The sequence below is a fragment of the Saccharibacillus sp. O23 genome, assembly GCF_002205895.1.
Lineage (GTDB): Bacteria > Bacillota > Bacilli > Paenibacillales > Paenibacillaceae > Saccharibacillus.
In genome coordinates this window covers 22,781-47,504 of record NZ_NJDE01000008.1, presented here as the reverse complement: position 1 = coordinate 47,504, position 24,724 = coordinate 22,781, and the positions used below count along the sequence as shown (strand labels likewise).

The window sequence follows — 24,724 nt, the reverse complement described above, 5'->3', positions numbered from 1 at the left end:
CGGTCGGCGTAGCAGGTTGGCCTAAGAAAATATAAAATTTCTTGCTGTATTTTCTTGAAAAAGCTCTATACGCAGCAGTAATTTTCGGTATAATCTTTCATATGAGAAGCGGCCGATCGGGAGAGCCCGAATCGGCCGTTTCGGCGTCGGAGCGAGACGGGGTTCGCAATCAGGGTTTCAGAGTTAATGAAGCGATCCGTTTGACGCGGACGATTTGATCCGGGAAGAAGCGTCTTTTTGCAAGGCTGACAGAAACCGTTTTCGGCAAACGAATGCGGAAATCGATAGGCGACTCGCGCGATCTGTCTGCCGATCCGTCGAACAAGCCGCTTGAACGCCGTATCCGAAGGAGGATTGAACAACGTTTGAAAAAGTTGGTCTGGATGGGGAGCCTGTTCTACCTCCTCATGGGGTTTATCAAAGTCACGGTCGCTTCGATCTTGACCGTGCTGCTGCCGCTGTATGACCGCGTCTACACGGATGCGGGCGCGCTGATCTTTATCGAATTCGGCGCTTCGATCTTCGGCATGCTGATCCAGCCGTGGCTGGCGAACCGCATGTCCAAAAAAACGATGCTGCATATCGGCGCTTGGGGCGTCGCCGCTTCGTATCTGCTGATCGCGTTCCTGCCGCCGTGGCCGCTGCTGCTTGCAGGCTTCGCGGTCGCGGGTTTCCTCGGCGGGATCATCGAATCGGTAATCGCGGCCGTTATTCTGGAAGGCTTGCAGTCCAACGCGGCGATCGCGATGAGCCGCCTCGAAGTGGCGTTCGGCGTCGGTTCCCTGCTGCTGCCGCTGGCGATCGGCGTGCTGATCGCGGGCGGGCATTGGAGCTGCGCCTTATTCGGCATCGCGGCGTACTGCGCGTTCTTGTCGCTGTTCGTCCGCTTCGCGCGTTTCGGCGATGCGGAGCCGTTGTTCCGTCCGGCGCGCAAAGCCGATTCGGAACTGCCGAACGCCGTACCGGCGGGCGCGGCTTCGTCCGGTCCGGTCGGAGCCGTGGTCGCGGCCGCCGCGACGAGCCATCCGTCGGCACGCGACAAACGCGTGCGCCGCGCGCCCGGCGCATTCATGCTTCCGGCTTTCGTCCTGCTCTTCTTCCTGTACGGAGCGACCGATATCGGCTTGGTCAACTACCTGCCTTCGCTGATGCTGGAGACCGGCATGGCCGATGCCGTCAACGCTCCGATCAGCGTAACCGTGTTCTGGGCCGCGATGATCGCAGGCCGCATGGTGGCCGGATACGAAGCCGAGAAACTGGGTTATCGCCGTTATCTGTTCATTCATTGGACAGGGATGATTCTTCTGCTGGCCCTGTTCGCGATCAACCGCAATCCGGCTGTCGGTTATGTGTTGATCGTGCTGCTCGGCCTGACGTTGTCCGGTCTGTACGTCGTGACGCTGGTCTATGCCAAGAAGCTGATGCCGCGCAACATCGCGCGCAATACCAGTATCTTGATGGCCGGCTGCGCGATCGGAGGCGGGTTGTTCTCCGTTACGGCCGGGCGCATGCTCGACACGCTGCCGCCGTCTTATGTTCAGTGGATGATGGCGGGCATCGCGCTGCTGAGTCTGCTGACGTACGTGGTGTATGCTAAAGAGCGCGAGGCGGCACCGTCGGCCGAATGGGCTCGGGCGCAGGCATAGATTCGCTGCGTAAAGCGATTTGATTCCTGCCGGGCGAGGCAGTCTTGTATGGAGTTCTTCAAGCCGCGTTGCCTTCCGAGGCAGTGCGGCTTTTTTCCTATGCGGATCCTCGTTAAAATAGACGAAAGACAGCAAAAGGATCAGAAAGGAGCATTCGTCGAATGAACTATTATTTCCTCGAATCCCAATACCCGCGCAGCGGCTTCATCAGCGGCGGCACGATCTTCGTCCCTGAATTGGAAACGAACTATCTGGCGGTCGACGACCTGCTGCCGGAAGAGACGAGAGCCGAAGTCGAACTGCTGTCGTCGGTGCGTCGTTTGAAAGTCGATTATTTCGAGACGACTACCGGGACGAGAGTGGTATCGGACGACTTCAAGTCGCTGCTCGAACAGCGGAGCACAGGCGTACAATTTATTCCCGCATCCGTAAGCTACCATGACGGCCGTACTGTGGACGGGAGTTATTGGATCGCGCATCGGCCGGATCGGCTGGACGTCTTCGACTACGAACGGTCGGAGTACGGGCGCAAAGCCGTCATCGCCGCGTCCGTGGACCAGCCGCCGCGCAAACCGGTCAACGTCGTGTCCCGTATCTGGCTGCGGGAAGAAGCGATCGACGGACACGAATTTTTCGAGTTGGCTTACGTGAACGTCCGCACACCGATCGTCTCCGAGGCTTTTTACGAGATTTGCAAAAAACATAAATTAAAACTTCATATCATGAAAGTTGAAGATTTTAACAGATAAAATTCAAAATAATCCTCCCGACCTCTGTTCCCCGCTGTGCATGTCCGTTAAAATAGGGAAATGATTCAAACCGAAACGGGCGTGTTAAGCATAAATCAATCGCATCTACGGAACTTTGCCCGGTCTATTCCCATCCAAATTCTAGGCGATAGCGGAGGTCGACATGGAAACAGAAGCACTCAAAAACGTAGAGCTATTGGCGCTCAAAAAACACAAAATTTACAAGCAAAGCGTCGTCCGCTACATCCTGCGCTCGGTTCTGGCGAGCATGTTCATCGGCTTCGGCGTCATCGTCGCGTTCCGCGCCGGCAGTTTCTTCTATCTCGAACACTCCCCGCTGACCTATCCGATGGCGGCGCTCACGTTCGGGGCGGCGATCATCCTGATCTCGTACGGCGGCGGCGATCTGTTCACCGGCAATACGTTCTACTACACGTATGCCGCGCTGCGCAAGAAGCTGCAATGGACGGAAGTGGTCAAGCTGTGGGTGCTCAGTTACGCGGGCAACCTGCTCGGAGCGGCTTTCTTCGCGGGATTCATCTTCCTGACGGGATTGTTCGCTTCGCCGGATATCAACGGGTTCCTGCTCAACGTCGTTCAGCACAAGATGGAAGCGCCGACGAGCCAGCTCTTTTTCCGGGCGATCTTGTGTAACTGGCTGGTGTGCATGGCGTTCTTCGTGCCGATGTTCATGAAAGAGAACGGCGCGAAGATGTTCGCGATGATGCTGTTCGTATTCTGCTTCTTCATCTCGGGCTACGAGCACAGTATCGCCAATATGTGTACGTTCGCGATCGCGCTCGTCGTCGATCACCCGGCGGAGATCTCGATGTCGGGCGTCGTGCACAACCTGATCCCGGTCACGCTCGGCAATCTGGTCGGCGGCGTCGGACTGATGGGCTTCATGTATTACGTGGTCAACAAGCCGTTCCTCGACGAAGAGGACAAGCATTGATCGAAGGCAGGTCTTAAGCAGATTCAAATCGAGAAAAGAAAAGACGAGAGAGCGGCGGAAGCCGTTCTTTCGTCTTTTTTGGTGCAAGCGAACTCTGAAGAGTCGGCCGAATGTTGAGGAACCGGGCGCGTTTATGAAAGAGAAACTCTATTCGGAAAAGGATTCGCTCATGAAGACGCGAACAACGAAGAGCTACCGATTCTATCGGCGATCGTGATTGTCGGGTGCTCTCCTTTTTCTGTGATTCGCAAAAGGATGGACTCAAGATGGAGCGTAGGCGGACTGGCGTCTCGATCAAAAGGAATGTTGCAAAAATCCATCTTTTTAAAATGTAAATGTGCTTGGACTGCGGAAATGTTGCGAGAATCCATCATTTTTCGGACGGATACTTCTTTTTGTCGGTATAGGGATGAAAATGATGGATCATTGCAACAATTCGGAGCTTAAACGCTGACTTTGGCAAAAATAATGGATTTCTGCATCATTTTGCGAAGAGAGAACCGTTCCTTACACAAAATCATTCAGTCATAAAAGAAGCACGCTCCGGTCTAAAACTCGACCGGAGCGTGCTTTTTGTATCCTTTTTTTGTTCTTACCTTGTTTTCGAAGGCCTCAAGATCCTTGACGGATCGAAGGCAGAGAAGCGGTACCGGAGGCCGTCTTCGGGCGGGCTTGCAGCTCGCCGACGCCTTTCTCCGTCAAGTTCTTGACGAATTGCAGCGCTTCGGCGCGGGTCAATGTCCGGCTGCCGACGAACGAAGCGATCGTCTTCTCGGTCTTGCTGCTTCCGCCGGCAAGGCCTTGTCCCAGTACGTAGCGGATCGCGTCGTTGCCCGCGTAGTTCTTGCCGTTGGCGGCGGCGAGCATCTCGGCCACGCGGACGCGGGTCAAGTTCTGCGTGCGGGCTTTGGCCGAAGTGCCGCCTTGCACCGGCAGGTTCAACTGCTTGGCGCGCGCGTAATACGTGGCGGACCAGTTGCCGGAAGTCGCGTTCTGCACGTTCGGTTCGAACGCGCGGATCAGCATCGCCAAGAATTCGGCTTCCGATACGGCGGCGGTCGGTTTGACTTTGCCGTCGGCGTAGCCTTTGATCAGGCCGCGTTCATAGGCCCAAGCGATCGTGTCGCGTCCCCAATACGACGGGGAGACGTCGGAGAAAGGCAGCTTCTCGGCTGCCGGAGCCGCCGCCGTTTCGCTCGGCGCCGAGACGGCCGGAGCGCTAGGCGCAGGCGTCTGCGGAGCTTGGGCCGTCGGTTTCGGCGCGACGACCGCCGGAACGCTAGGCGCCGGAGTTCCGGCTGCGGGAGCGCCGCCGGCCGGAGCGCTAGGCGCTGGAGCGGCTGCACCGCCGCCACCGCCACCGCCGCCGCCGAACGGAGCAGGAGCCGCGGAACCGCCGCCCCCTCCGCCGCCGCCGGACGGGATCTGCGCGTTATCTCCCGAAGGAGCCGGCGTCGGAGCCGCCGGGATGTTCACCGGCTCGGACACCGAAGGGGCCGGAGCCGAAGAGGTCGGAGCCGGATCTTGCGCCGGCGGAGTCTGCGCCGAATCGCTAGGCGTCGGCGTCGACGAACCGCCGCCGGACGGCGGGGTCGTCGTATCCGTGGTCGGCGGGACGGCCTGCGTACGGCCGTTCACGATCACGCCCGCCGATTCGTTGCCGGTCGTATCGACCGTCGTGAGGCGGAAAGAATAGTCGGTTTCCGGCGTCAAACCGGAGAACTTATAGCTTGCTGCGGTCGGAACGACCGGTTGAACGGCCGGACCGTTATAGATGCGCACTTCTTTGAAGTCCGGATCGGCCGGAAGCGTCCACCCCAGCGTCAGGCTGTCCGAAGTCGAAGCGGTCGTCGAAGCGCCGGTCACTTCCGCCGGAGCGGTCGTATCGGTTCCGTTCTCTTTGAAGGTCACGACGCCGTCGCCGTACAGATTGTCGCGGCCCGGCGTGCCGAACTCTTCGGCGTAGCTCGACAAGATCGCGCGCAGCTTGGAGGCCGAAGCCCAAGGATTCTTTTCTTTGAGCAGCGCCAGCTCGCCCGTGACGTGCGGAGCCGCTTGCGAAGTTCCGCTGGCCGTCGCGAACTGATCGTTCAGGTAAGTGGACGTGATATCCACGCCCGGAGCGGCAATATCGACTTCGGGACCCGCCGAAGAGAAATCCGCGTGTTTCAGGTTCTGATCGATGGCCGCGACGGCGATGACGCTGTCGTATCGGGCCGGATAATTGACCGTATCCTGATCGACGTTGCTTGCGCTTCCGCTGTTGCCTGCCGAAGCGACGACCAGGATGCCTTGATTAGAAGCTTTGTCGACCATGTCGTGCAGCAGCTGCGAATCGGTATCGCCGCCGAGCGACAAGTTAATGATGTCCATCTTGTTCTGAATGGCCCAGTCCAGCCCTTCCACGACGTCTTGAAGCGTGCCTTTGCCGTCTGCGCCCAGCGCTTTGACCGCATAGAGCGAGACGCCCGGAGCCATGCCCGCGACCCGGCCGCTGCCGCTGTCGGCGGCAATGATGCCGGCTACGTGCGTGCCGTGACCGTTGTCGTCGGCATAATTCGAGCTCAGATCGGGTCCGACGGTGGAGATGCCTCCCGCGATCTTCAGTTCGGGATGCGCCGCGATGCCCGAATCGATTACGGCTACTTTGACGCCCGCGCCGGTGAACCCTTGCTTCCACATCGTCTGCGGCGAGACCTGTTCGTAGTTCCAACGGACTTTCTCGACGTCGTTGGCGGCCGGCGTCGAGCTGGTACCGGTAACCTGCGAATCGCCCGTCGGCGTCGATTCGTCGTCGGTCACCTGAAATTCAACGTTGCGTTCGACGTACGCGATATCCGGGTTGCGGACCAGATCGTGCAGTTCTTCCGGATTGACGGAAGCCGATACGGCCGGCACGGTCTCGAATTCGTGATGCACTTCTTCGCTCTGTTCGAGCGCGGCTTCGCGTCCGTCGTCGTTCTTATATACGATCAAGACTTCTTGTTCCGAACCTTCGGCCGCTGCCGAGTCCGCAAGAACAGGAGACATTCCCGCTTGGGACAATAACGGCAGGGCGAGCAGGGAAGACAGCGCGATAGACAGATGTTTTTTATTCATGATGAAGGACCTCCCCTGATATAAGCAGCATAATAGGCAAAACGTCCGTTTTGCTGACTTTCTCCTATATCGGCAGACGAAGGAACGAACATTAGCTCCTACGAAGCCAAACGACTAGAAGATTTTATGCTTTTTTTAAAGGAAGCGAACCGCTTGCAGTCGGATAAGTCGTCTTTTACATAACAAAACGATTGACTTTATCTATGGTCGAGAGTAGTATTCTTACAGACTACTAAAAACAAGCGGCGATATCCTTTTTGAACCGACCTTAGGGAGCTCGGGGAGAAAGGTTCGCAATCGCCCGGAAAGGACTGAATACCTCGTGACCGATCTTCATGCCCGGTCGTCCGTTCGCCGGAACTCTTCGTTCATGCGGTTATGGACGGCCCGAATCTTCTCGACGACCGCTTTTCAGATGTTGTCGATCGTGATCGGTTGGCAGATGTACGCGCTGACCGGCAGCGCCTTCCAGCTCGGACTCGTCGGACTGGCCCAATTCCTGCCCATGCTGCTGCTGACGCTGCCGGCCGGTCACGTCGCGGACCGCTTCGACCGCCGGACCATCGTGTACCTGTGCCAACTGATCGAAGCCGTCGTCGTCGCGCTGCTCCTGCTCGGGAGTCTTCAGCATTGGCTCGACCCGCTGCACATTCTTCTGGGCGCAGCCGTTCTCGGAGCCTGCCGGACGTTCGAAGCGCCGGCAAGCGCTGCGCTCGTGCCCGATCTGGTAGAGAAAGAGCAGCTTCCGTACGCGGCCGCTTGGTCCGCTTCCGCCGGCCAGACCGCGATGATCGTCGGTCCGGCGCTCGGCGGCGTGCTGGTCGCGCTCGGCACCGCGTACGCTTACGGCGCTTCGTTGGCCGCGCTGCTGCTGTCGGCCGTGCTCGTCTTTCTCGTCCAAGTCGTCCGGTTCGTCAAGAAAAGCGACGCCGTCGGCATGGATTCTTTCTTGAGCGGACTTCGTTTCGTTTTTAAAAGGAAGATTATTCTCGGCACGATCTCGCTCGATCTGTTCGCGGTTCTGCTCGGAGGAGCGACGGCGCTGCTGCCGATCTTCGCCGACGACGTGCTGCGGACCGGCCCTTGGGGGCTCGGCCTGCTGCGCGCCGCTCCGGCCGTGGGAGCCTTAGCCGTCTCGGTGATCTTGACCCGCGTCTCCATGCAGAATTCGCTCGGCAAAATGCTGTTCGGTTCGCTCGTCGTGTTCGCGCTGGCGACCGTCCTGTTCGGCGTCTCGACGAACCTCTGGTTGTCGTTGTTCGCGCTGCTGCTGATCGGCGCGTCCGACGTGGTCAGCGTCGTGATCCGTTCCACGCTGGTGCAGATCAACACCCCGCAGGATATGCAAGGACGAGTGAATGCGGTCAACTCGCTGTTCATCGGCACGTCCAACCAGCTCGGCGAGTTCGAATCGGGAACGCTGGCCGGACTGTTCGGCGCGGTTCCGGCTACCGTGATCGGCGGGATGGGAACTCTCGCGGTCGCGGTGATCTGGATGTTCCTGTTCCCGATGCTGCGCGATCTCAAGACCTACGAGATCGACGAGCGATCGACTGCGCGCAAGCCCGTTTGACCTGAATAGGAAAAGCATTCGCAAAGCCCCCGTCAAGAAGACGCGGGGCTTTTCGCGTTTTCGCGAATCCGCCTCGAAATCGCCGCTAAACAAGTTGACTGTAAGCGTTTTTAGACTTAATATATAATCACATAATAATCAAAAGTTTATCAATACATTATCGCGAAGGGGAATATCATGAACACACAAGGGATCACTTGGGGAATCGCGCCGATCGGCTGGCGAAACGACGACATCCCGGAGATCGGGGCGGGCAACACGCTGTCGCATCTGCTGAGCGATATCGTCGTAGCCGGATTCGAAGGGACGGAGGTCGGCGGATTTTTCCCGGAAGCGCAGGTATTGAACAAAGAGCTGCGGCTTCGCAATCTGCGGATCGCCGGCCAATGGTTCAGCAGTTTCGTTATTCGCGACGGAATCGACGCCGTCGAACCGGCATTCCGCAAGCAATGCGAGTATTTGCGGGAAGTCGGGGCCGACGTGATCGTGGTCTCCGAACAGACGGGCAGCATTCAAGGGTCGGCGCATAACGTGTTTGCCGATAAACCGGTATTCGCGGACGAGGACTGGGATAAACTGTGCGCGGGATTGGACAAATTGGGCGAGATCGCGCAGGAGTACGGGCTGAAGCTGGTCTATCATCATCATATGGGAACCGGCGTTCAGACGGCCGCGGAAGTGGATCGCCTTATGGAAGGCACCGATCCGCGCAAAGTGCATCTGCTCTACGACACGGGACATCTGTTCGTTTCGGACGGCGACTGCATGACCCTGCTGCGCAAACACGTCGGACGGATCGCCCACGTGCATTTCAAAGACGTGCGCGCGGAAGTGCTCGAAGGCTGCAAACAAGACGGCAAATCGTTTATGCAGTCTTTCCTGATCGGCATGTTTACCGTTCCGGGCGACGGCTGCGTACCGTTCGAAGAAGTGTTTGCTTTCCTGCGGGAACACGGATACAAAGGTTGGATCGTCGTCGAAGCGGAGCAGGACCCGGAAGTGGCTCACCCGCTCGAATACGCGCTGATGGCGCGCCGTTATATCGACAGCAAGCTGCTCGCTTCGACTTCGGTCGGACATTGATTCGGACAAGGAACCATTACGGGGGAGGAACAAAGAACATGACATTGAAGATCGGCGTTATCGGTACGGGAGCCATCGGGCGGGATCATATTCGGCGCATCAGCCGCAATCTGTCGGGCGGACTCATTACGGCGGTCACGGACGTGAACCGGGAAGCGGCCGAGTCGGCGGCGCGCGATTACGCGCCGGAAGCCCGGGTATTCGCGGACGACCGCGAACTGCTGGCACAAGGCGATATCGACGCGGTGCTGATCGCGAGCTGGGGGCCGGCGCATGAACAGAGCGTGCTGGCCGCGATCGAAGCGGGCAAATACGTGTTCTGCGAAAAACCGCTCGCCACGACGGCGGAAGGCTGCCGGCGGATCATGGAAGCGGAGATCGAACACGGCAAACGCCTCGTGCAAGTCGGATTCATGCGGCGTTACGACAGCGGCTACGTTCAATTGAAGAAAGCGATCGACGAGGGCTTTATCGGCGAGCCGCTCATGATCCGCTGCGCCCACCGCAATCCGAATTCGGCGCCTGCGTATACGACCGATATGGCGATCACGGACACACTGATTCACGAGATCGACGTGCTGCGTTGGCTGATTCGGGACGATTACAAGTCCGTTCAGGTGTCTTTCCCGCGCAAAACGGTTCATGCTCCCGATCATCTGTCCGATCCGCAGGTGGTTCTGATCGAGACGATCGGCGGCGTGCTGATCACGGCGGAGATCTTCGTCAACTGCCGCTACGGTTACGATATTCAATGCGAAGTGGTCGGAGAAGAAGGCATCGTCAAGCTGCCGGAACCGGCAAGCCTGACGTTCCGCAAAGAAGCGGTTCGCGGCAGCGCCGTCATGATGGATTGGAAAGACCGGTTTATCGAAGCGTACGATCGGGAGATTCAGGACTTTATCGATACGGTGTCCGCAGGCCGAGAGCCGCAGGGACCGACCGCTTGGGACGGGTATGTCGCGGCCGTCACGGCGGATGCCTGCGTGCGCGCGCAGCGGAGCGGAACGCGCGAAGACATCGAGCTGGGCGAGCAGCCTGCGCTGTACGAAGAACAGGCGATGAGCCGGGCTTAAGTTTAAGGCGCGCGCTATAAGGCGGAGCGGGATTCGACGAGGTGTCGATCGGAGGCCGAATCCGCTTCGCCTCGTTTTCCGAATACAACGAACGGCCCGCCGACGGATCCGAGCATCCGTGGACGAGCCGTTTTTTGATGCGGCGGCATAAGAGAGTCGCCGAGATTACGCTTGATGCAGCGAGATCGCGTGCGTATGGCAGAAGCGCGCGTATTCTTCGGGCAGCGAGCGGGAAGTGAGCAGTACGTCCACGTCTTGGAGCGACGCGTAGGTCAGGAGGGTCGAGCGTCCGAACTTGCTGGAATCGGCGAGCAGGAACAGCTTCTCCGAACGGGCGGCGATTGACTTCTTGATCTCGTATTCGAGCAGATCGGAGTTGGTCAGACCGTGCGCGAGACTGACGCCGGTCGCGGACATGAACGCTTTGTTGACGTTATACCGTTCGAGCGTCCGGGCATCGTCGACGCCGACGAACGAGCGCGTCTGGCGTTTGTAAGTGCTGCCGATGACGAGCAGATCCACGTTGGGCATCTCGGCCGCGCTGTTGATGATATCCAAACTGTTGGTCAAGATCGTGAGCTTCTTGTCGGGGTCGATCCAATCGATCATCATGCGGGTGGTCGTTCCGGAATCGATGAACACGAGATCATGATCTTCGACATGGGAAGCGGCCATCCGTCCGATCTGCGCTTTCTCGTCCGGACGTTTGACGTTGCGGTTCTCGAACGGAATCAATTCGGAGACCGAGACGACGCCTCCGTAGACTTTCTCGATGGTGCCTTTGCGCAGGATCTCGTTGATATCGCGGCGGATCGTATTTTTGGATACGTCGAAAGCCGTGCACAGCTCGTCCAGCGTTACGTTTTTCTGAAGATGGATGTACGCTTCGATCTCCTGCAGCCGTCGGGTTTTCATAAGCATTCTCCTGTAAAGTTGATACGAAGATTATAAAAGGATGACAACATATAATCAACATATAATTAATTAAATCAAGTTTATTAGCCAAAAACGATCAAAAATACTCCATAATTACGCTTACATTCGTCTTTTAATTCTTTTTATAGACTTGACGCGCTTCTTGAAGTTGCCTATCATGAACATATAATCAAAACATGATCAAAAAAAGAAGCGAAAGTCCGATAATCCCCGAGTTCACGAGAGCGGCCCCGTAACGGCTGCGAGAGGAGAGCGAAGATGTCTGCAACGGCGACGACGAGAAAGTTGAAGAATTATATCGGCGGCAAATGGGTGGAGAGCAAGACGACTCGATACGAGGACGTCTACAACCCGGCTACCAAAGAATTGATCTGTCAGGTTCCGCTGTCCACGCGCGAAGATCTCGAATATGCGGCGGAAGTCGCGCAGGCGGCGTTCGAGAAATGGAAAAAGGTCGCGGTGCCCCGGCGTGCCCGGATTCTGTTCAACTATCAGCAATTGCTGACGCGGGATAGAGACGAATTGGCCCGCTTGATCACGATCGAGAACGGCAAAAGCCTCGGCGAAGCTTCCGGCGAAGTGCAGCGCGGAATCGAAAACGTCGAGTTCGCGGCCGGCACGCCTTCCTTGATGATGGGCGATTCGCTCGCTTCGATCGCGACCGACGTGGAAGCGGCCAATTACCGGTATCCGATCGGCGTCGTGGGCGGCATCGCGCCGTTCAACTTCCCGATGATGGTGCCGTGCTGGATGTTCCCGATGGCGATCTCGCTGGGCAACGCGTTCATCTTGAAGCCGTCGGAACGCACGCCGCTGCTGACGGAGAAGCTGGCCGAGCTGTTCACCGAAGCGGGACTGCCGGACGGCGTATTCAATATCGTGTACGGCGCGCATGACGTGGTCAACGGCATTCTGGAACATCCGGAGATCAAAGCGGTCTCGTTCGTCGGCTCCAAGCCGGTCGGCGAATACGTCTATAAGAAAGGCAGCGAGAACCTCAAAAGAGTGCAGGCGCTGACCGGAGCGAAAAACCACACGATCGTGCTGAACGACGCCAACCTCGACGACACGATCACCAACGTCGTCTCCGCGGCTTTCGGTTCGGCGGGCGAACGCTGCATGGCCTGCGCGGTCGTAACGGTCGAAGAAGGCATCGCGGACGAATTTATCGCCCGACTCAAAGAGAAGACGCTGGGCGTGAAGATGGGCAACGGTCTGGACGACGGCGTATTCCTCGGTCCGGTCATCCGCGAAGAGAACAAGCAGCGCACGCTGTCTTATATCGAAAAAGGACTTGAAGAAGGCGCGACGCTGCTGACCGACGGCCGCGAACGCATGTCGGAAGACGGCTACTTTATCGGCCCGACGATCTTCGAAGGCGTGACGCCGGAGATGACGATCTGGAAAGACGAGATCTTCGCGCCGGTGCTGTCCGTGATCCGCGTCAAGAACTTGAAAGAAGCGATCGCGATCGCCAACAAATCGGAATTCGCCAACGGAGCCTGCCTGTTCACCGGCAACGCGCACGCCGTTCGTTATTTCCGCGAAAATATCGATGCCGGGATGCTCGGCATCAATCTGGGCGTTCCCGCGCCGATGGCGTTCTTCCCGTTCTCGGGTTGGAAATCTTCGTTCTACGGCACGCTGCACGCGAACGGCAAAGACAGCGTCGATTTCTATACCCGCAAAAAAGTCGTGACGGCGCGTTATACGGAACCGAAATTCGATTGATGAGTACCCTTTCAACTCTTAATCAGAGGTTTACGTTTCACTGAAACGCACACGCTTCAAGTGCGATTCAGGGGAGCGTATTCCTACCTTTATTGTTGACAAGGTACTAAGGACCAGAGAGAACGATAGAGGAGGAATAGATGTGGCAAGCCATTTGCAGCGCAAACCGCTGAACAAACAGCTCGGCGGCGTGACCGTCGTTCAAGAAGTATTGAAGCGGGATTCCCGGCTGAAATACGTGGCGTTCCGGCTGATCGAGCTGGAGCCGGGGAGCGTGTACGAAGAAAAACTGGACGGCGACGAATGCTGCATCGTAGCGTTGACCGGACGCATTACCGTCACCCAAGACGAGCATGTTTTCGAAAATATCGGAACCCGCGACAGCGTGTTCGAGCGCAAGCCGACGGACAGCGTATTCGTCTCCGGAGGCAAAGCGTTCTCGGTCGCGGGCGTGACCGGCGCGCGCGCCGCTCTCTGCTACGCGCCGTCTCTGGAACCGCTGCCGACCAAGGTGTTGGCGGCCGCAGAAATCGAGCCGGAACAGCGCGGGAAATATCAGAATCGCCGGACCGTTCATAATATCCTGCCGGATTCCGATCCTTCCGCGAGCAGCCTGCTGGTCGTCGAAGTGTATACGGAAAGCGGCAACTTCTCCAGTTATCCGCCGCATAAGCACGATCAAGACAACCTGCCGGACGAATCGATGCTCGAAGAAACGTATTACCATGAAATAGACCCGCGGCAGGGCTTCGTGTTCCAGCGCGTCTACACGGACGACCGAAGCTTGGACGAGACGATGGCGGTCGAACACGGCGACGTCGTGATCGTGCCGGTCGGTTATCATCCGGTCGGCGTGCCGGACGGTTACGCTTCGTATTATCTGAACGTCATGGCCGGACCGAAACGGATCTGGAAATTCCATAACGACCCGGATCACGAATGGATTCTGAACCGTCCGTAATCGCTTTGCGGCGCGCGGCGAACGCGCGCTTAACCTTCAAGCCAAAGGGGCCGTGAGAAGATGAGCAGCGCAGCAAACCGTCGGGAGTTCGACGTGATCGCGATCGGCAGAGCCTGTATCGACCTGAACGCGACGGAATACAACCGACCGATGGAAGAAACGATGACGTTCTCGAAATATGTCGGAGGTTCTCCGGCCAATATCGCGATCGGGTCCGCCAGGCTGGGACTGAAGACCGGATTTATCGGCAAACTGGCCGACGACCAGCACGGCCGTTTTATCCGCGATTATATGGAGAAATCCGGCGTCGATATGTCCCGCACCGTGATCGATCGGGAAGGACATAAGACGGGGCTGGCTTTTACCGAGATCAAAAGCCCGGAAGAGTGCAGCATTCTGATGTATCGCGATCAAGTCGCCGACTTGTATCTCCGACCGGAAGAAGTGGACGAAGATTATATCAAGCAAGCCGGAATCCTGCTCGTATCCGGCACGGCGCTGGCGCAGAGCCCTTCGCGCGAAGCGGTGCTCAAAGCGGTGCAGTCCGCGAAGCGGAACGGCGTCAAGATCGCGTTCGAACTGGATTATCGCCCGTATACGTGGACGTCGCCGGAAGAAACGGCCGTCTATTATTCGCTCGTCGCGAAGCAGTCCGACATCGTGATCGGCACGCGCGACGAATACGACATTCTGGAGAATGCCGAAGGCAGTTCCAACGACCGGACGACCGAAGAATTGTTCCGTCATTCGCCGAGCATCATCGTGATCAAGCACGGCGTCGAAGGCTCTTACGCGTATACCCGCGAAGGCGAGACGTTCCGCGCTTATGCCTACAAGACGCAGGTACTCAAAACGTTCGGCGCGGGAGATTCTTACGCTTCCGCGTTCCTGTACGCTTATATCAACGGCAAAGGATTGGAGACCGCGCTCAAATACGGAAGCGCTTCGGCTTCGATCGTGGTCAGCCGGCACAGCTCTTCCGACGCCATGCCGCGCGCGGAAGAGATCGAAGCGCTGATCGACAGCCAATCCGTGAATGCCTGACCCGAGACAAGACGACGGGCGAAATCCGGCAGACCGGGGTTCGCTTGATTTCAAACAAAGGTGGAAGGTCATATGGGGAACACGATTCGATTGACGACGGCTCAGGCGCTGATCAAGTTCCTGAACCAGCAGTACATTTCGGTCGACGGCGTCGAGACGCCGTTCGTCGAAGGCGTCTTCGCGGTATTCGGCCACGGCAACGTGCTCGGCATCGGGCAGGCGCTCGAGCAGGAACCCGGACATCTCAAAGTGTTCCCGGGCAAGAACGAGCAGGGGATGGCGCATGCCGCGATCGCTTACGCCAAAGAAAATCTGCGCCGCAAGATCTTCGCGGTCACCGCGTCTTCCGGTCCGGGATCGGCCAATCTGGTAACGGCGGCCGCGACGGCGCTGGCGAACAATCTGCCGGTGCTGCTGCTTCCGGCAGATACGTTCGCGTCGCGTCAGCCCGATCCGGTGCTCCAACAGTTCGAGCAGGAGTACAGCTTCGCCGTGACGACCAACGACGCGCTGAAGCCGGTGTCCCGCTATTGGGACCGCATTACCCGCCCCGAGCAGCTCATGAGCAGCCTGCTGCGGGCGTTCGAAGTGCTGACCGATCCGGCCCGCAGCGGCCCGGTCACGATCTGCCTCTGCCAAGATACCGAAGGCGAAGCGTTCGATTACGATGCCGGATTTTTCCGTAAGCGCGTTCATTACATGGACCGCTTGCAGCCGAGCGCGCGCGAGCTGGACGCCGCCGAAGAACGGATTCGCGCCAGCCGCAAGCCGGTGCTGCTGGTCGGAGGCGGCGCCAAATATTCCGGCGCCCGCGAAGAACTGATCGCGCTCTCGGAAGCCTGCGATATTCCGCTGGTCGAGACCCACGCCGGCAAGTCCACGGTCGAGTACACGTTCGCCAATCATCTAGGCGGCACGGGCGTGCTCGGCACTTCGGCCGCCAACGCCGCCGTGCGCGAAGCCGATCTGATCATCGGGATCGGCACGCGGTATACCGATTTTACGACCGCGTCGAAGACCGCGTTCGACTTCGAACGCGCGCAGTTCTTGAATATCAACGTCAGCCGGATGCAGACGTACAAACTGGAAGGCCTGTCCGTAGTGGCCGACGCCAAATCGGCCCTGGCCGCGCTGCACGGGCGGCTCGGCGGCTACCGAAGCGAATTCGGTTCCCGCATCGCCGAACTGAAAACCGATTGGGACGCGGAACGCGCGCGTCTGGGCGAAGCGAAGTTCGCGCGTTCCGGCTTCGAGCCGGAGGTCGAAGGCCAGTTCACGCAGGAAACGCTGAACGGCTATGCCGATGCGCTGGGCACCGAATTGACCCAGACGGCGGCCGTGATCGCGGTCAACGAAGCGATCGACAAAGACTCGGTCATGGTCTCTTCCGCCGGTTCGCTGCCGGGCGATCTGCAGCGGCTCTGGAACGCGGAAGTCCCGAATACTTACCATCTGGAATACGGTTATTCCTGCATGGGTTACGAGGTGGCCGGCGCGCTCGGCATTCGTCTGGCGAATCCGGAGCGGGAAGTCTACAGTCTGGTCGGCGACGGCAGCTTCCTCATGATGCATTCGGAACTGGTGACGGCGCTTCAGACCGGCAACAAGATCAATATCATGCTGTTCGACAATTCCGGCTTCGGCTGCATCAACAACTTGCAGATGGAGAACGGCGGCGGCAGTTTCCACTGCGAATTCCGCGATCACGAAGGAACGATCATGAATATCGATTATGCCAAGATCGCCGAAGGATACGGAGCGAAAGTCTATCGCGCCAACACGGTCGAAGAGATCCGGGCGGCGATCGAAGATGCCAAGCAGCAGCGCGTATCGACCTTGATCGAGATGAAAGTGCTGCCGAAGACCATGTCCCACGGCTACGACAGCTGGTGGAACGTCGGGGTGGCCGAAGTCTCGGAGAACGAAGGCGTGCGCGAAGCGCATCGGCGCCGTACCGAGAAGCTGCGGACGGCCAAGCAGTATTAGAAAGTCGGGGATCGAGAACCGAATACCCGAAGCGAAAACGGAGGTGCGGAGCATGACGTTGGCGTCCATGAAAGACATGCTGGAACGGGCGAAGCGGGAACGATACGCGGTCGGGCAATTCAATATCAACGGTCTGTGCTGGGTTCATGCGATTCTCGATGCCGCGCAGGAAGAAGAGTCTCCGGTCATCGTGGCCGCGTCGGATCGCCTGATCGATTATCTCGGAGGTTACCGCCTCGTCTCGGCTCTGGTGCGTACGCTGGTCGAAGAAAAAGGAATGACCGTGCCGGTCGCGCTCCATCTGGATCACGGCAAGAAAGTGGAGAGCTGCCTGAGGGCGATCGACGCCGGGTTCACGTCCGTCATGTACGACGGTTCGCATGATCCGATCGACGTCAATATTCGCGACACGAAGACCGTGGTCGACTACGCGGCTCCGCACGGCGTGTCCGTCGAAGCGGAGGTCGGCACGGTCGGAGGAATGGAAGACGGCTTGATCGGCGGCATCAACTACGCGGATCTCGGCGAATGCGTCCGGATCGTCGAAGAGACGGGCATCGACGCGCTGGCCGCGGCGCTCGGTTCCGTGCACGGCAAATATCTCGGCGAGCCGAAACTCGGCTTCGCGGAGATGGAAGCGATCTCGCGGTCGGTCGGCATCCCGCTCGTTCTGCACGGCGCTTCGGGCATTCCGACCGACCAACTGCGCCGGGCGATCGAATTGGGACACGCGAAGATCAATATCAATACGGAATGCGTGACCGTCTGGACCGAGCAGCTTCGCCGCACGTTGGCCGAAGATGCGGAGACGACCGAACCGCGCAAGATTCTGACGCCGAGCCGCGACGCGATCAAGGCGGCGGTAGTCGCGAAGATGCGGGAATTCGGATCGAGCGGCCGCGCGGCCGTCGTAGCGGAAAGTCTGGACGCGCAAGCGCGGTAACGGCCGTTTGACTTCGCCAAGCACGAATTTCCGGCAAGCCGACGTACTTCTTGACGGATATCCGCCAGAACCAAAAGACCTCGTCATCCACTTTTTCGTGGAGGGCGAGGTCTTTTTGAATAGGCTCGGTTTCGTATGGATCCGCGATTTCCGACAAAGCAGGAAGCGCGAAACGCCGAGCGGCTTTCGGAACGATTTCTTTTAAGCCGTCACGATCCGAATATTATTCTCGCGCGCATAGTGCAGATAAGACTCGTTCGGCACTTCGTTCGTGATCAGGTAATCGATATCGCTTAACGAGCAGTAGGTGGTCAGCGCGTATTTGTCGAATTTGCTGTCGTCGATCATGAGGAACACGTTCAGGCTTTTCTCCACGACGGTGCTTTTGAGATCGGTCTCCAGCGGGGAAGAGTTGGTTACGCCGTTGGTCAGCGAGATGCCGGTCGAAGCGACGAACGCCTTATTGATATTGTATTTTTTCAGCAGTTCGATACTCTGGAAACCGACGAAAGAATCCGTTTTGCGTTCGAACATGCCTCCGGTAGAGAAGATGGTCAATCCCGCGTACGGTTTGGCTTGATGAATAAAATCGAAGTTGTTGGTGACTACCGTAAGCTGCTTCTGGCTGATAAAAGGAAGCAGTTCCAGCGTCGTGGTGCCGGAATCGACGAAGATCACGTCTCCGTCTTCCACGAACTGCGCGGCCAAACGTCCGATTTCCTGCTTTTTGGTAAGATTGCGGTCTTTGCGTTCGTCGAACACGACCAGCGTCGAGTGGTTGACCGATACGCCGCCGTAGACTTTGCGCAGCATGCCGGAATCCACGAGGTCTTTGACGTCCCGCCGGATGGTATTCATCGACACGCCGAACTGCGCCACCAGTTCTTCCAGAGAAACGGACTCGTGTTCGAAAACGTATTCTTTGATTTGATTGATCCGCTGCGATTTGATCATGTATAGGTTCTCCTAAGCCGGGAATTTGTAAGATGTTGATAAACTTTGATCTTCCTTATTTTATACGTAAAAATAGAAATACAAAAGGGAATTGCGCAAAAAGTCGGTCTATCGGCAAAAATACTCGGTCCAACGTTAGCAAACTGTTGAGCAACTATACGCGTTTATCCGAAAGGAAGGATTTTGTCGGCCGGCTTCGTTTTCTGCGATAATGAACAGAGAAGCGCGGCGCAAGGAGGAAACGGCATGCATATGCTGATCTACAACGATCCGCGAGGCGAAGCCTATTACAGACTGATCGATTATATGATGGCTAGGGCCGAGACCTTCTCGCTTACAGGGCCGCGAATTCCGCGCGTGCAGCAGCCGGACGATCCGCCGATTCCGGAGTGGGCGGTGATGGAAGAGATCAAGCCTTATTTCGTGCGTGAGGAAGTCTATCATTGTGAAATCGGACACCATGACGAGTACGGCGTTTACGTGGATGAATCGTACGACGATCTGTATTGGCATTACCGCTGCTGCCCGGAGACCGGAGAGTTTCTGAAAAAAACGACCGATCACCTTTTCGGCTGGATTCACCGCTGGACGCCGGGCAGCGGGCTGCCGGAGGACCTGAACTTCTACGACGCTCAAGGGGAATGGATGATGGGCGGCACTTCGCACGAAGACATCGCCTATATGCGCGTTTCGCCGGAGGAAGCGGAGTGGCTCTATCGGGAAATTCCGGGCCTTTTCCTCATTGACTCTTACCCGATTCGCGACCCGATCCGGATGCTGGAGCTGACTCTTCACCATCGCTACGATCGGCTGGAATTGATGGGTCCGGGAGCGGCGAAAGCATTGCGACGCATCGACAAGCTGCCGTGGCTGCGGATGCTGGAGGTGCATGACGAAGAGATCGGAACACTGCCGCCGCAGCTGTTTGAAGTGGAAAGCTTGAGGCATCTGACGCTGAGCACGCGCGATCTCGGGCCGATTCCGGCAGAGATCGCAAAGCTCGGCAATCTGCGGTCGCTGGAGCTGTCCAATGTGCCGCTGCTGCCGGAAGGAGGGGTGAACAGCCATAAATCGACGGCCAATCCGAAAGATTGGAAGCTGCTGCCCAAAGAACGGCTGTCGCTGACGTCGCTGCCTCCCGAGCTCGGGCGGATGAAACGGCTGCGTTCGCTAAGAATCACTTATACGGGGCTCCGCACGCTGCCCGAAGAACTGGTCGGACTCCGCAATCTGCGCGTGCTGGACCTGTCGGACAATCTGCTGGAAAACGAAGAACCGGAAGTGCTGAAGCGGTTGAAAAAGCTGGAATCCGTCGATACGGCGCGCGACAGCGGAAGATACAGCGGACCGTTCTCCCGGCATTATTTCGAGTGAGCGGCTGAACGTGCGTTATTTTTCGTGCCGGTAGCATTGTTCGTAATCGTTTTTCATCAGCAAGCTTTGACATGCCAAGCCGGTATCGTGATAGATTTCGGTATCGACGTTCAACGTCGCGTTCCGATCGGAAGCCGCGGGCCCGCCCGCATTTTCGATCGCAAGGGTCTGTTCGTCTACCCATGTCAGGGAAATCCGAGGGTTGGCGTCCGCGTAATAAACGGTTTTAACCGTGCTTGAGGCATGATTTTCGATCTCGATCCATACGTTGACGCCTCCGGCGGCTCCGCCGTAAGGTTCATAGTAGGCATGCGCGGTATAACGGCCTTCGGGAGACGGTACCTCGGGCCCGATCTGCATCGCGCTGCGGTCGATCCTGTCGAAAGTGAAGAAATAGTCCAAATAAACGAATATTCCCGAAAACAGCGCCAATCCGATCAACGTCGAGAAAAGCGTTTTGCGCGGGAATGCTTTTTGTTTGGTCAAATGAGCAATCCATTTTACGATAAACGCGATCAGCAGAATCATCGTGATCACTAAGGCGAGAAAATCGAGTATATGGAGCAGCGGGGTCATCTTTCTTCCTCCTTTACTCGATTTAGACGCCGCAAGTCACGATGAAGTTGGGAATCGCAATTCCGTCTATCCCGTTTTTATACGAAAAGGAGTCTGTATGCATATCTACAACAACCCTTCGGGGGAAGCTTATTACCGTCTGATCGATTATGCGACCAAAGTCTGCGAGACCTTCTCGCTAATGGACAATCGTTTTCCGGAAGGGGACGAATATGAGATCATGCCGTATTTTCCGCTGCGGATCGTCGAGGAATTGAAGCCTTATTTGGTTCGGGAAAAGTGGGCGGTACGACGGATTCACGCAGCCGCTCGCAGCTACGAGTTCGATCTGCCGATCTACGTCTGGCGCTGCTGCCCGGAGACGGCGGAGATTCTCAAACGATACTCGGATAACCTGCAAAGCTGGATCGGGCAAGGGATGCCGGAAGATCTTTGTTTTCAACAGGCGGACGGCGAAGATTGGCTGCGGACGGTCACGCACGAGAGTTATCGGGAACTGCGGGTAACGCCGGAGGAAGCAGAGATGCTGAAAGAATCGCTGCGCGGCGTTATGCTGGTCGATATCAAAGAACCGCCTGCACCGGAAGAGTTGTTCGAACTGGCGAAATATCACGAGTCGGATCGGCTGGAGCTTCAAGGGACGGGGACGGCGGAGTTGGCGGAGCGGCTGGTCGAAATTCCGTCGCTGCGAAACGTGGAATTGTTCGATGCCCATCTTCGCGAGCTGCCGGACACGTTGTTCGGTCTGCCTAATCTCGAAGAATTGACGGTGTATGCCGGCAATCTGAGCGAAATTCCGTCTGCGATCGGCAGAGCCGGCAAACTGCGCTCTTTTCAACTCGTCAACGCCTGTCATCCCGAACCGCATAGCGAACCGGAATGGCAAGCGCCGTCCAAAGAAGAACTGCTGCTCAAGACGCTGCCTCCGGAGATCGGAATGTTGGAGAATCTGGAGTCATTACATATCGAATACAGCGGATTGATGGAGCTGCCGGACGAACTAGGAAATCTGCGCCGGTTGAAATATCTCAGCTTGACGAATCATCGGATCGAAGGAAAGCCTGCTGTACTCAAAAAGCTGCGCCATGCGCGGAATATTACGTTTAAGCGGGATGGGTTTTTCTAGTTGGGAAAGGAGTGTGGATAATGATGTTTTCGATGCGGGATCTGTTGTACGGGCAGTATCTGAGGACTCGGGAAGACATGGCTGCCGAATACGGCGGAGTCTGTTACATCGGCTGGTCGCCGGAAAAAGGCACGCTGCGGACGAACGAACCCGACAAGGTCGGCGATTCGGCGATGCGCGTCGATCCGGACGTGTTGGAAGACCTGTTGGTCGAAGAAACGAAGATCTATCTGCGGGGATTCGAAGCTTCCGGTTACAATCGGGGCGTGTACGCTTTCGGTTACCATATCGACTCGGGCAGCGGCAAGATCTATCCGATCCTCAATCTGGAAGAGCGGTCGGACGAAGAAGAACGAGATTCGGATCGGCAGGCCGCGAAAGAGGAAAAGCTGCTGTCGCCGCGCTGGCAGGGCAGCAACGCGTTCGGCGTCTATCCGGCTTTGTTCGGCGAAGCGTTTGGCGATCTGCTGGAGATGAGGCTGTACCTGAGTCGGGCCAATGCCGAATGGTACGAAGAACGGTACGGCGGATTGCGGCACGCAAGGTCGTGTCTGTTCGACGTCAGAGTCTTCGACGAGGTGCTGCAACCGATCGCTTTTCGGGCGCTGCGGCGTTTGCGGGCCGAAGGCGCGTTCGAAGCATTGAACCGGACCGAAGGTTTCTTGGCGTATTTCTTCGATCACGGAGAAAGCGCGGAGACGTTGGAGACGGTGATGCGGGAGCTGAACGGGGACGGACAGTTCGAGAGAGTGTTCGCGATAGGAAGGTGAGCAGGTCTGCGGCTGGAAGCGGACAGTCCGATAGGAGGAGCATCATGATGAATTTGCGGGGAGAATTGCTCCCTCGCCCGGTAGGGGCCGAGGAGCTGGAAGAGATCGAGCGAAGCGTCGGCGAGATCGAGGAGCTATTGGAGAGCGGCAAGGAAGCGGAAGCTGCCGCGGCGATCGAAGTTTTTAACGCGCGGCACGCGCGCGCATACGGCGAGGATGATTTCCGGAGCCGCGCGGGTTCGATGTCGCGGATCGAGTTTGCGCTCGGAGCGGCGCAGCCGAGAGCGCGCCGGATCGCGGATATCGCCCGCGAAGAACTGATCGAGATCGTTCGGCGGATTCAGGAGCCGGACCGGGCGCTTGACGATCAGGAGTGGATCGTCGAAGGCGGGCAAACGAACAGGCTGTCCGATGCCGCCGAGTCGGGCGATCGGCTGGCCGCGGTCCAATCATTCTATCTGGAGCTGCTGGAAGCGCAGGTCGACATGCCCGACGTCTCGGACCTGATCTTCTGGGACGATCTGGAGCCGGAAGAGATCGTCGACCGGGCGCTGGCTTACCGGCCGATCGTTCTGCCGCCGGGCTGAAGGCCGGGCTGGCGAGAGGATGACATAGTGTCAGGAGCAGCCTGCACGGCCTGATTCAGCCGCTCCCGATCGCTCAGAATCTATATCGACTTGCCTCTGCATCACCTCGCACGCTGACCGCTTGAGAGGTTAGGTTTCGCTCCCGAGATTTCGTACCTAACCCGTGTACGAAGTCTCCGACGGGAAACTCGCTTGAACCGTGCGTTTTTCCGAAGGACTCAAACCTTAGATCCAATGCGGGCAACTCACTAGAGCGTGTCTTCAAACCTCGAAGGCTTGCCAAGCCCGTCAAAGAGACTGAACCTCCATTTTCCAAATGCTGACGAAACGTCAACATTTATAGCTTGAAAACCGGATTTGCGAGCAAATGTTGACGAAAAGTCAGCATTTTTAACGTTTTTCTCCACATTTCGCTCTATATTTCAGAATTTGCTGACCAAACGTCAACATTTCTTTTCAAATGGTCGATATAGATCTAATTTGTTGACGAACTGTCAACATTTCCTGCAAGCTTGCCAGTCGGTGCAAACGTTTAGGGCTGAAAATGTCTTTCAGCAAGTTTGAAGATACGCCCTCCGCCGGCCTCGGCGTGTTTAGCCGCCCTCTTCCGCCCGCCCTCATCCTCTACGAATCGCCGTCATGCCGATAACGCGACAGATCGATCTTGCCGCCCAGACCGAACTCGACGCCTTCGGCTTCGAGCCGTTCCTGCTGTTCGCCGCCGCCTCCGTGTTCGTCCAGCGCGATCTCGCCGCGGATATTGACGACCCGGTGCCACGGCAGCGCGTATTTGCGGCTTAGGGTATGCAGGATGCGCACGACCTGCCGCGCGCCGCGAGGGCTTCCGGCCGCTGCGGCCACTTGTCCGTAACTCATGACTTTGCCGCGCGGAATGGCGCGGATCGTCTCGACGACGGCGCGGGTGAACGGCGCGAGCGCCTGCCATTCCTGCTCGGCGGTCGAATATTCTTCGTCCGCGATCCTGCCCGCCGCTTGCCGTTCTTCGGCTTCGGCCGCCTCCAACTCTTTCAGAAACTCGGCGTCGAATTCGGCGCGCAGCCGTTCTTTCTCGTTCATGCCCATGTTCCTTTCTCTTCGTTATCCCTCCGTATCCGCCGCCTTCGGCAGACCGAACTCCCTCTAATCCGCGCGGTCAAGCCCGCGCGATGCGCGCGTTGACTTCCTGCTCCATCCGTTCGTACGTGATGTCCCAATGCGAAGCATGCCATAATACTTCTCCGTTTCGCACCAGCAGGATCTGCGGCGATTCGTGTTTGACGCCCAGCTTCGCTTCGATCTCGTTCGAGACCGGGCGGGATTCGATGACCTTTACCAGCGCGCAGGCCAACGGACGTTTGGGTTTGCGGGTGTATACATTGAATTCTTTGAAAGCCGCTCCGCTGATCGGGCAGGCCGTGCTGTGTTTGAGCAGCAGAACCGCCGATTCGTTCGACCGTTCCAGCAGATTCTCCCATTGTTCGAGCGAAGTGATTTCGTTGTAGTTCGGTTTCATGATAAAGCTCCTCTCGGGCGGGATTCGATGTCGTTTTTGCCGATC

The 24,724-nt window shown here is 57.6% G+C and carries 21 protein-coding genes; 15 read left to right on the top strand and 6 right to left on the bottom strand.

The features are described from left to right. The first annotated feature begins 365 nt into the window (after positions 1-365). The 3 genes from CDO73_RS10630 (at position 366) to CDO73_RS10620 (ending at position 3,350) form a co-directional block, all read left to right on the top strand. Positions 366-1,646 (top strand): MFS transporter, encoded by a 1,281-nt coding sequence (locus CDO73_RS10630; protein ID WP_179218663.1) that lies wholly within the window; start codon positions 366-368, stop codon positions 1,644-1,646. Positions 1,647-1,807: 161 nt separating this feature from the next. After that, positions 1,808-2,395: an imm11 family protein gene (locus CDO73_RS10625; RefSeq protein ID WP_088488519.1), complete on the top strand. Its 588-nt coding sequence runs from the start codon at positions 1,808-1,810 to the stop codon at positions 2,393-2,395. A gap of 163 nt (positions 2,396-2,558) precedes the next feature. Continuing rightward, complete coding sequence (locus tag CDO73_RS10620; protein WP_088488518.1) at positions 2,559-3,350, top strand: formate/nitrite transporter family protein; 792 nt, start codon at positions 2,559-2,561, stop codon at positions 3,348-3,350. Positions 3,351-3,962: 612 nt separating this feature from the next. Here the strand turns inward: CDO73_RS10620 and CDO73_RS10615 are convergent. Then, positions 3,963-6,449, bottom strand: a complete 2,487-nt coding sequence (locus CDO73_RS10615; RefSeq protein ID WP_088488517.1) for a S8 family serine peptidase — start codon at positions 6,447-6,449, stop codon at positions 3,963-3,965. Between the two features lie 322 nt (positions 6,450-6,771). On the opposite strand from CDO73_RS10615, the gene CDO73_RS10610 reads away from it, so the two are divergent. The 3 genes from CDO73_RS10610 (at position 6,772) to iolG (ending at position 10,178) form a co-directional block, all read left to right on the top strand. Continuing rightward, the gene (locus CDO73_RS10610; RefSeq protein WP_143536115.1) at positions 6,772-8,022 is read left to right on the top strand and encodes an MFS transporter; all 1,251 of its coding nucleotides are present in this window, start codon (positions 6,772-6,774) and stop codon (positions 8,020-8,022) included. Between the two features lie 177 nt (positions 8,023-8,199). Next, the gene (gene iolE / locus CDO73_RS10605) at positions 8,200-9,105 is read left to right on the top strand and encodes a myo-inosose-2 dehydratase (RefSeq protein WP_088488515.1); all 906 of its coding nucleotides are present in this window, start codon (positions 8,200-8,202) and stop codon (positions 9,103-9,105) included. 38 nt (positions 9,106-9,143) lie between these two features. Continuing rightward, a complete protein-coding gene (gene iolG, locus CDO73_RS10600; RefSeq protein ID WP_088488514.1) occupies positions 9,144-10,178 on the top strand; it encodes a bifunctional inositol 2-dehydrogenase/D-chiro-inositol 1-dehydrogenase in 1,035 nt (344 codons plus the stop codon). A gap of 165 nt (positions 10,179-10,343) precedes the next feature. On the opposite strand, the gene CDO73_RS10595 is transcribed toward iolG, so the two are convergent. Next, a complete protein-coding gene (locus CDO73_RS10595; RefSeq protein WP_088488513.1) occupies positions 10,344-11,093 on the bottom strand; it encodes a DeoR/GlpR family DNA-binding transcription regulator in 750 nt (249 codons plus the stop codon). Positions 11,094-11,372: 279 nt separating this feature from the next. On the opposite strand from CDO73_RS10595, the gene iolA reads away from it, so the two are divergent. The 5 genes from iolA to fba all read left to right on the top strand — a co-directional run bounded on the left by iolA (position 11,373) and on the right by fba (position 17,779). Further along, a complete protein-coding gene (iolA, locus tag CDO73_RS10590; protein ID WP_088488512.1) occupies positions 11,373-12,845 on the top strand; it encodes a methylmalonate-semialdehyde dehydrogenase in 1,473 nt (490 codons plus the stop codon). A gap of 142 nt (positions 12,846-12,987) precedes the next feature. After that, positions 12,988-13,806 carry a 5-deoxy-glucuronate isomerase gene (iolB, locus tag CDO73_RS10585; protein WP_088488511.1) on the top strand — a complete coding sequence of 273 codons (819 nt, stop codon included), beginning with the start codon at positions 12,988-12,990 and terminating at the stop codon, positions 13,804-13,806. A gap of 60 nt (positions 13,807-13,866) precedes the next feature. Further along, entirely contained in the window at positions 13,867-14,850 is a 984-nt protein-coding gene (iolC, locus tag CDO73_RS10580) for a 5-dehydro-2-deoxygluconokinase (protein ID WP_088488510.1), read from the top strand. Between the two features lie 72 nt (positions 14,851-14,922). After that, positions 14,923-16,836 carry a 3D-(3,5/4)-trihydroxycyclohexane-1,2-dione acylhydrolase (decyclizing) gene (iolD, locus tag CDO73_RS10575; RefSeq protein WP_088488509.1) on the top strand — a complete coding sequence of 638 codons (1,914 nt, stop codon included), beginning with the start codon at positions 14,923-14,925 and terminating at the stop codon, positions 16,834-16,836. Positions 16,837-16,888: 52 nt separating this feature from the next. Continuing rightward, the gene (gene fba / locus CDO73_RS10570; RefSeq protein ID WP_088488508.1) at positions 16,889-17,779 is read left to right on the top strand and encodes a class II fructose-1,6-bisphosphate aldolase; all 891 of its coding nucleotides are present in this window, start codon (positions 16,889-16,891) and stop codon (positions 17,777-17,779) included. Between the two features lie 201 nt (positions 17,780-17,980). On the opposite strand, the gene CDO73_RS10565 is transcribed toward fba, so the two are convergent. Continuing rightward, entirely contained in the window at positions 17,981-18,733 is a 753-nt protein-coding gene (locus CDO73_RS10565) for a DeoR/GlpR family DNA-binding transcription regulator (RefSeq protein ID WP_088488507.1), read from the bottom strand. A gap of 246 nt (positions 18,734-18,979) precedes the next feature. On the opposite strand from CDO73_RS10565, the gene CDO73_RS10560 reads away from it, so the two are divergent. Beyond that, positions 18,980-20,107, top strand: coding sequence for a leucine-rich repeat domain-containing protein (locus tag CDO73_RS10560; protein ID WP_143536114.1), 1,128 nt, complete (start codon positions 18,980-18,982; stop codon positions 20,105-20,107). 15 nt (positions 20,108-20,122) lie between these two features. Here the strand turns inward: CDO73_RS10560 and CDO73_RS10555 are convergent, their stop codons facing one another. Next, on the bottom strand, positions 20,123-20,683 hold the full coding sequence (locus CDO73_RS10555) for a DUF5412 family protein (RefSeq protein WP_088488505.1): 561 nt from the start codon (positions 20,681-20,683) through the stop codon (positions 20,123-20,125). 97 nt (positions 20,684-20,780) lie between these two features. On the opposite strand from CDO73_RS10555, the gene CDO73_RS10550 reads away from it, so the two are divergent. The 3 genes from CDO73_RS10550 to CDO73_RS10540 are packed head-to-tail and all read left to right on the top strand — an operon-like array spanning position 20,781 to position 23,166. Next, complete coding sequence (locus CDO73_RS10550; RefSeq protein ID WP_088488504.1) at positions 20,781-21,809, top strand: leucine-rich repeat domain-containing protein; 1,029 nt, start codon at positions 20,781-20,783, stop codon at positions 21,807-21,809. Between the two features lie 20 nt (positions 21,810-21,829). Then, the gene (locus CDO73_RS10545; RefSeq protein ID WP_088488503.1) at positions 21,830-22,579 is read left to right on the top strand and encodes a hypothetical protein; all 750 of its coding nucleotides are present in this window, start codon (positions 21,830-21,832) and stop codon (positions 22,577-22,579) included. 44 nt (positions 22,580-22,623) lie between these two features. Further along, complete coding sequence (locus tag CDO73_RS10540) at positions 22,624-23,166, top strand: hypothetical protein (protein ID WP_143536113.1); 543 nt, start codon at positions 22,624-22,626, stop codon at positions 23,164-23,166. Between the two features lie 624 nt (positions 23,167-23,790). Here CDO73_RS10540 and CDO73_RS10535 read toward each other — a convergent pair. Next, on the bottom strand, positions 23,791-24,249 hold the full coding sequence (locus CDO73_RS10535; protein WP_306437525.1) for an MGMT family protein: 459 nt from the start codon (positions 24,247-24,249) through the stop codon (positions 23,791-23,793). A 70-nt stretch (positions 24,250-24,319) separates the two neighbouring features. Beyond that, positions 24,320-24,679 carry a bacillithiol system redox-active protein YtxJ gene (gene ytxJ / locus CDO73_RS10530; protein ID WP_088488500.1) on the bottom strand — a complete coding sequence of 120 codons (360 nt, stop codon included), beginning with the start codon at positions 24,677-24,679 and terminating at the stop codon, positions 24,320-24,322. Between the last annotated feature and the right edge of the window lie 45 nt (positions 24,680-24,724).

Coding starts and splice junctions, on each gene's coding strand:
- CDO73_RS10625 (WP_088488519.1), top strand. CDS start 1,808: ATGAACTATTATTTCCTCGAATCCCAATACCCGCGCAGCGGCTTCATC.
- CDO73_RS10620 (WP_088488518.1), top strand. CDS start 2,559: ATGGAAACAGAAGCACTCAAAAACGTAGAGCTATTGGCGCTCAAAAAA.
- CDO73_RS10615 (WP_088488517.1), bottom strand. CDS start 6,449: ATGAATAAAAAACATCTGTCTATCGCGCTGTCTTCCCTGCTCGCCCTG.
- iolE (WP_088488515.1), top strand. CDS start 8,200: ATGAACACACAAGGGATCACTTGGGGAATCGCGCCGATCGGCTGGCGA.
- iolG (WP_088488514.1), top strand. CDS start 9,144: ATGACATTGAAGATCGGCGTTATCGGTACGGGAGCCATCGGGCGGGAT.
- CDO73_RS10595 (WP_088488513.1), bottom strand. CDS start 11,093: ATGAAAACCCGACGGCTGCAGGAGATCGAAGCGTACATCCATCTTCAG.
- iolA (WP_088488512.1), top strand. CDS start 11,373: ATGTCTGCAACGGCGACGACGAGAAAGTTGAAGAATTATATCGGCGGC.
- iolC (WP_088488510.1), top strand. CDS start 13,867: ATGAGCAGCGCAGCAAACCGTCGGGAGTTCGACGTGATCGCGATCGGC.
- iolD (WP_088488509.1), top strand. CDS start 14,923: ATGGGGAACACGATTCGATTGACGACGGCTCAGGCGCTGATCAAGTTC.
- fba (WP_088488508.1), top strand. CDS start 16,889: ATGACGTTGGCGTCCATGAAAGACATGCTGGAACGGGCGAAGCGGGAA.
- CDO73_RS10565 (WP_088488507.1), bottom strand. CDS start 18,733: ATGATCAAATCGCAGCGGATCAATCAAATCAAAGAATACGTTTTCGAA.
- CDO73_RS10560 (WP_143536114.1), top strand. CDS start 18,980: ATGCATATGCTGATCTACAACGATCCGCGAGGCGAAGCCTATTACAGA.
- CDO73_RS10555 (WP_088488505.1), bottom strand. CDS start 20,683: ATGACCCCGCTGCTCCATATACTCGATTTTCTCGCCTTAGTGATCACG.
- CDO73_RS10550 (WP_088488504.1), top strand. CDS start 20,781: ATGCATATCTACAACAACCCTTCGGGGGAAGCTTATTACCGTCTGATC.
- CDO73_RS10545 (WP_088488503.1), top strand. CDS start 21,830: ATGATGTTTTCGATGCGGGATCTGTTGTACGGGCAGTATCTGAGGACT.
- CDO73_RS10540 (WP_143536113.1), top strand. CDS start 22,624: ATGATGAATTTGCGGGGAGAATTGCTCCCTCGCCCGGTAGGGGCCGAG.
- CDO73_RS10535 (WP_306437525.1), bottom strand. CDS start 24,249: ATGGGCATGAACGAGAAAGAACGGCTGCGCGCCGAATTCGACGCCGAG.
- ytxJ (WP_088488500.1), bottom strand. CDS start 24,679: ATGAAACCGAACTACAACGAAATCACTTCGCTCGAACAATGGGAGAAT.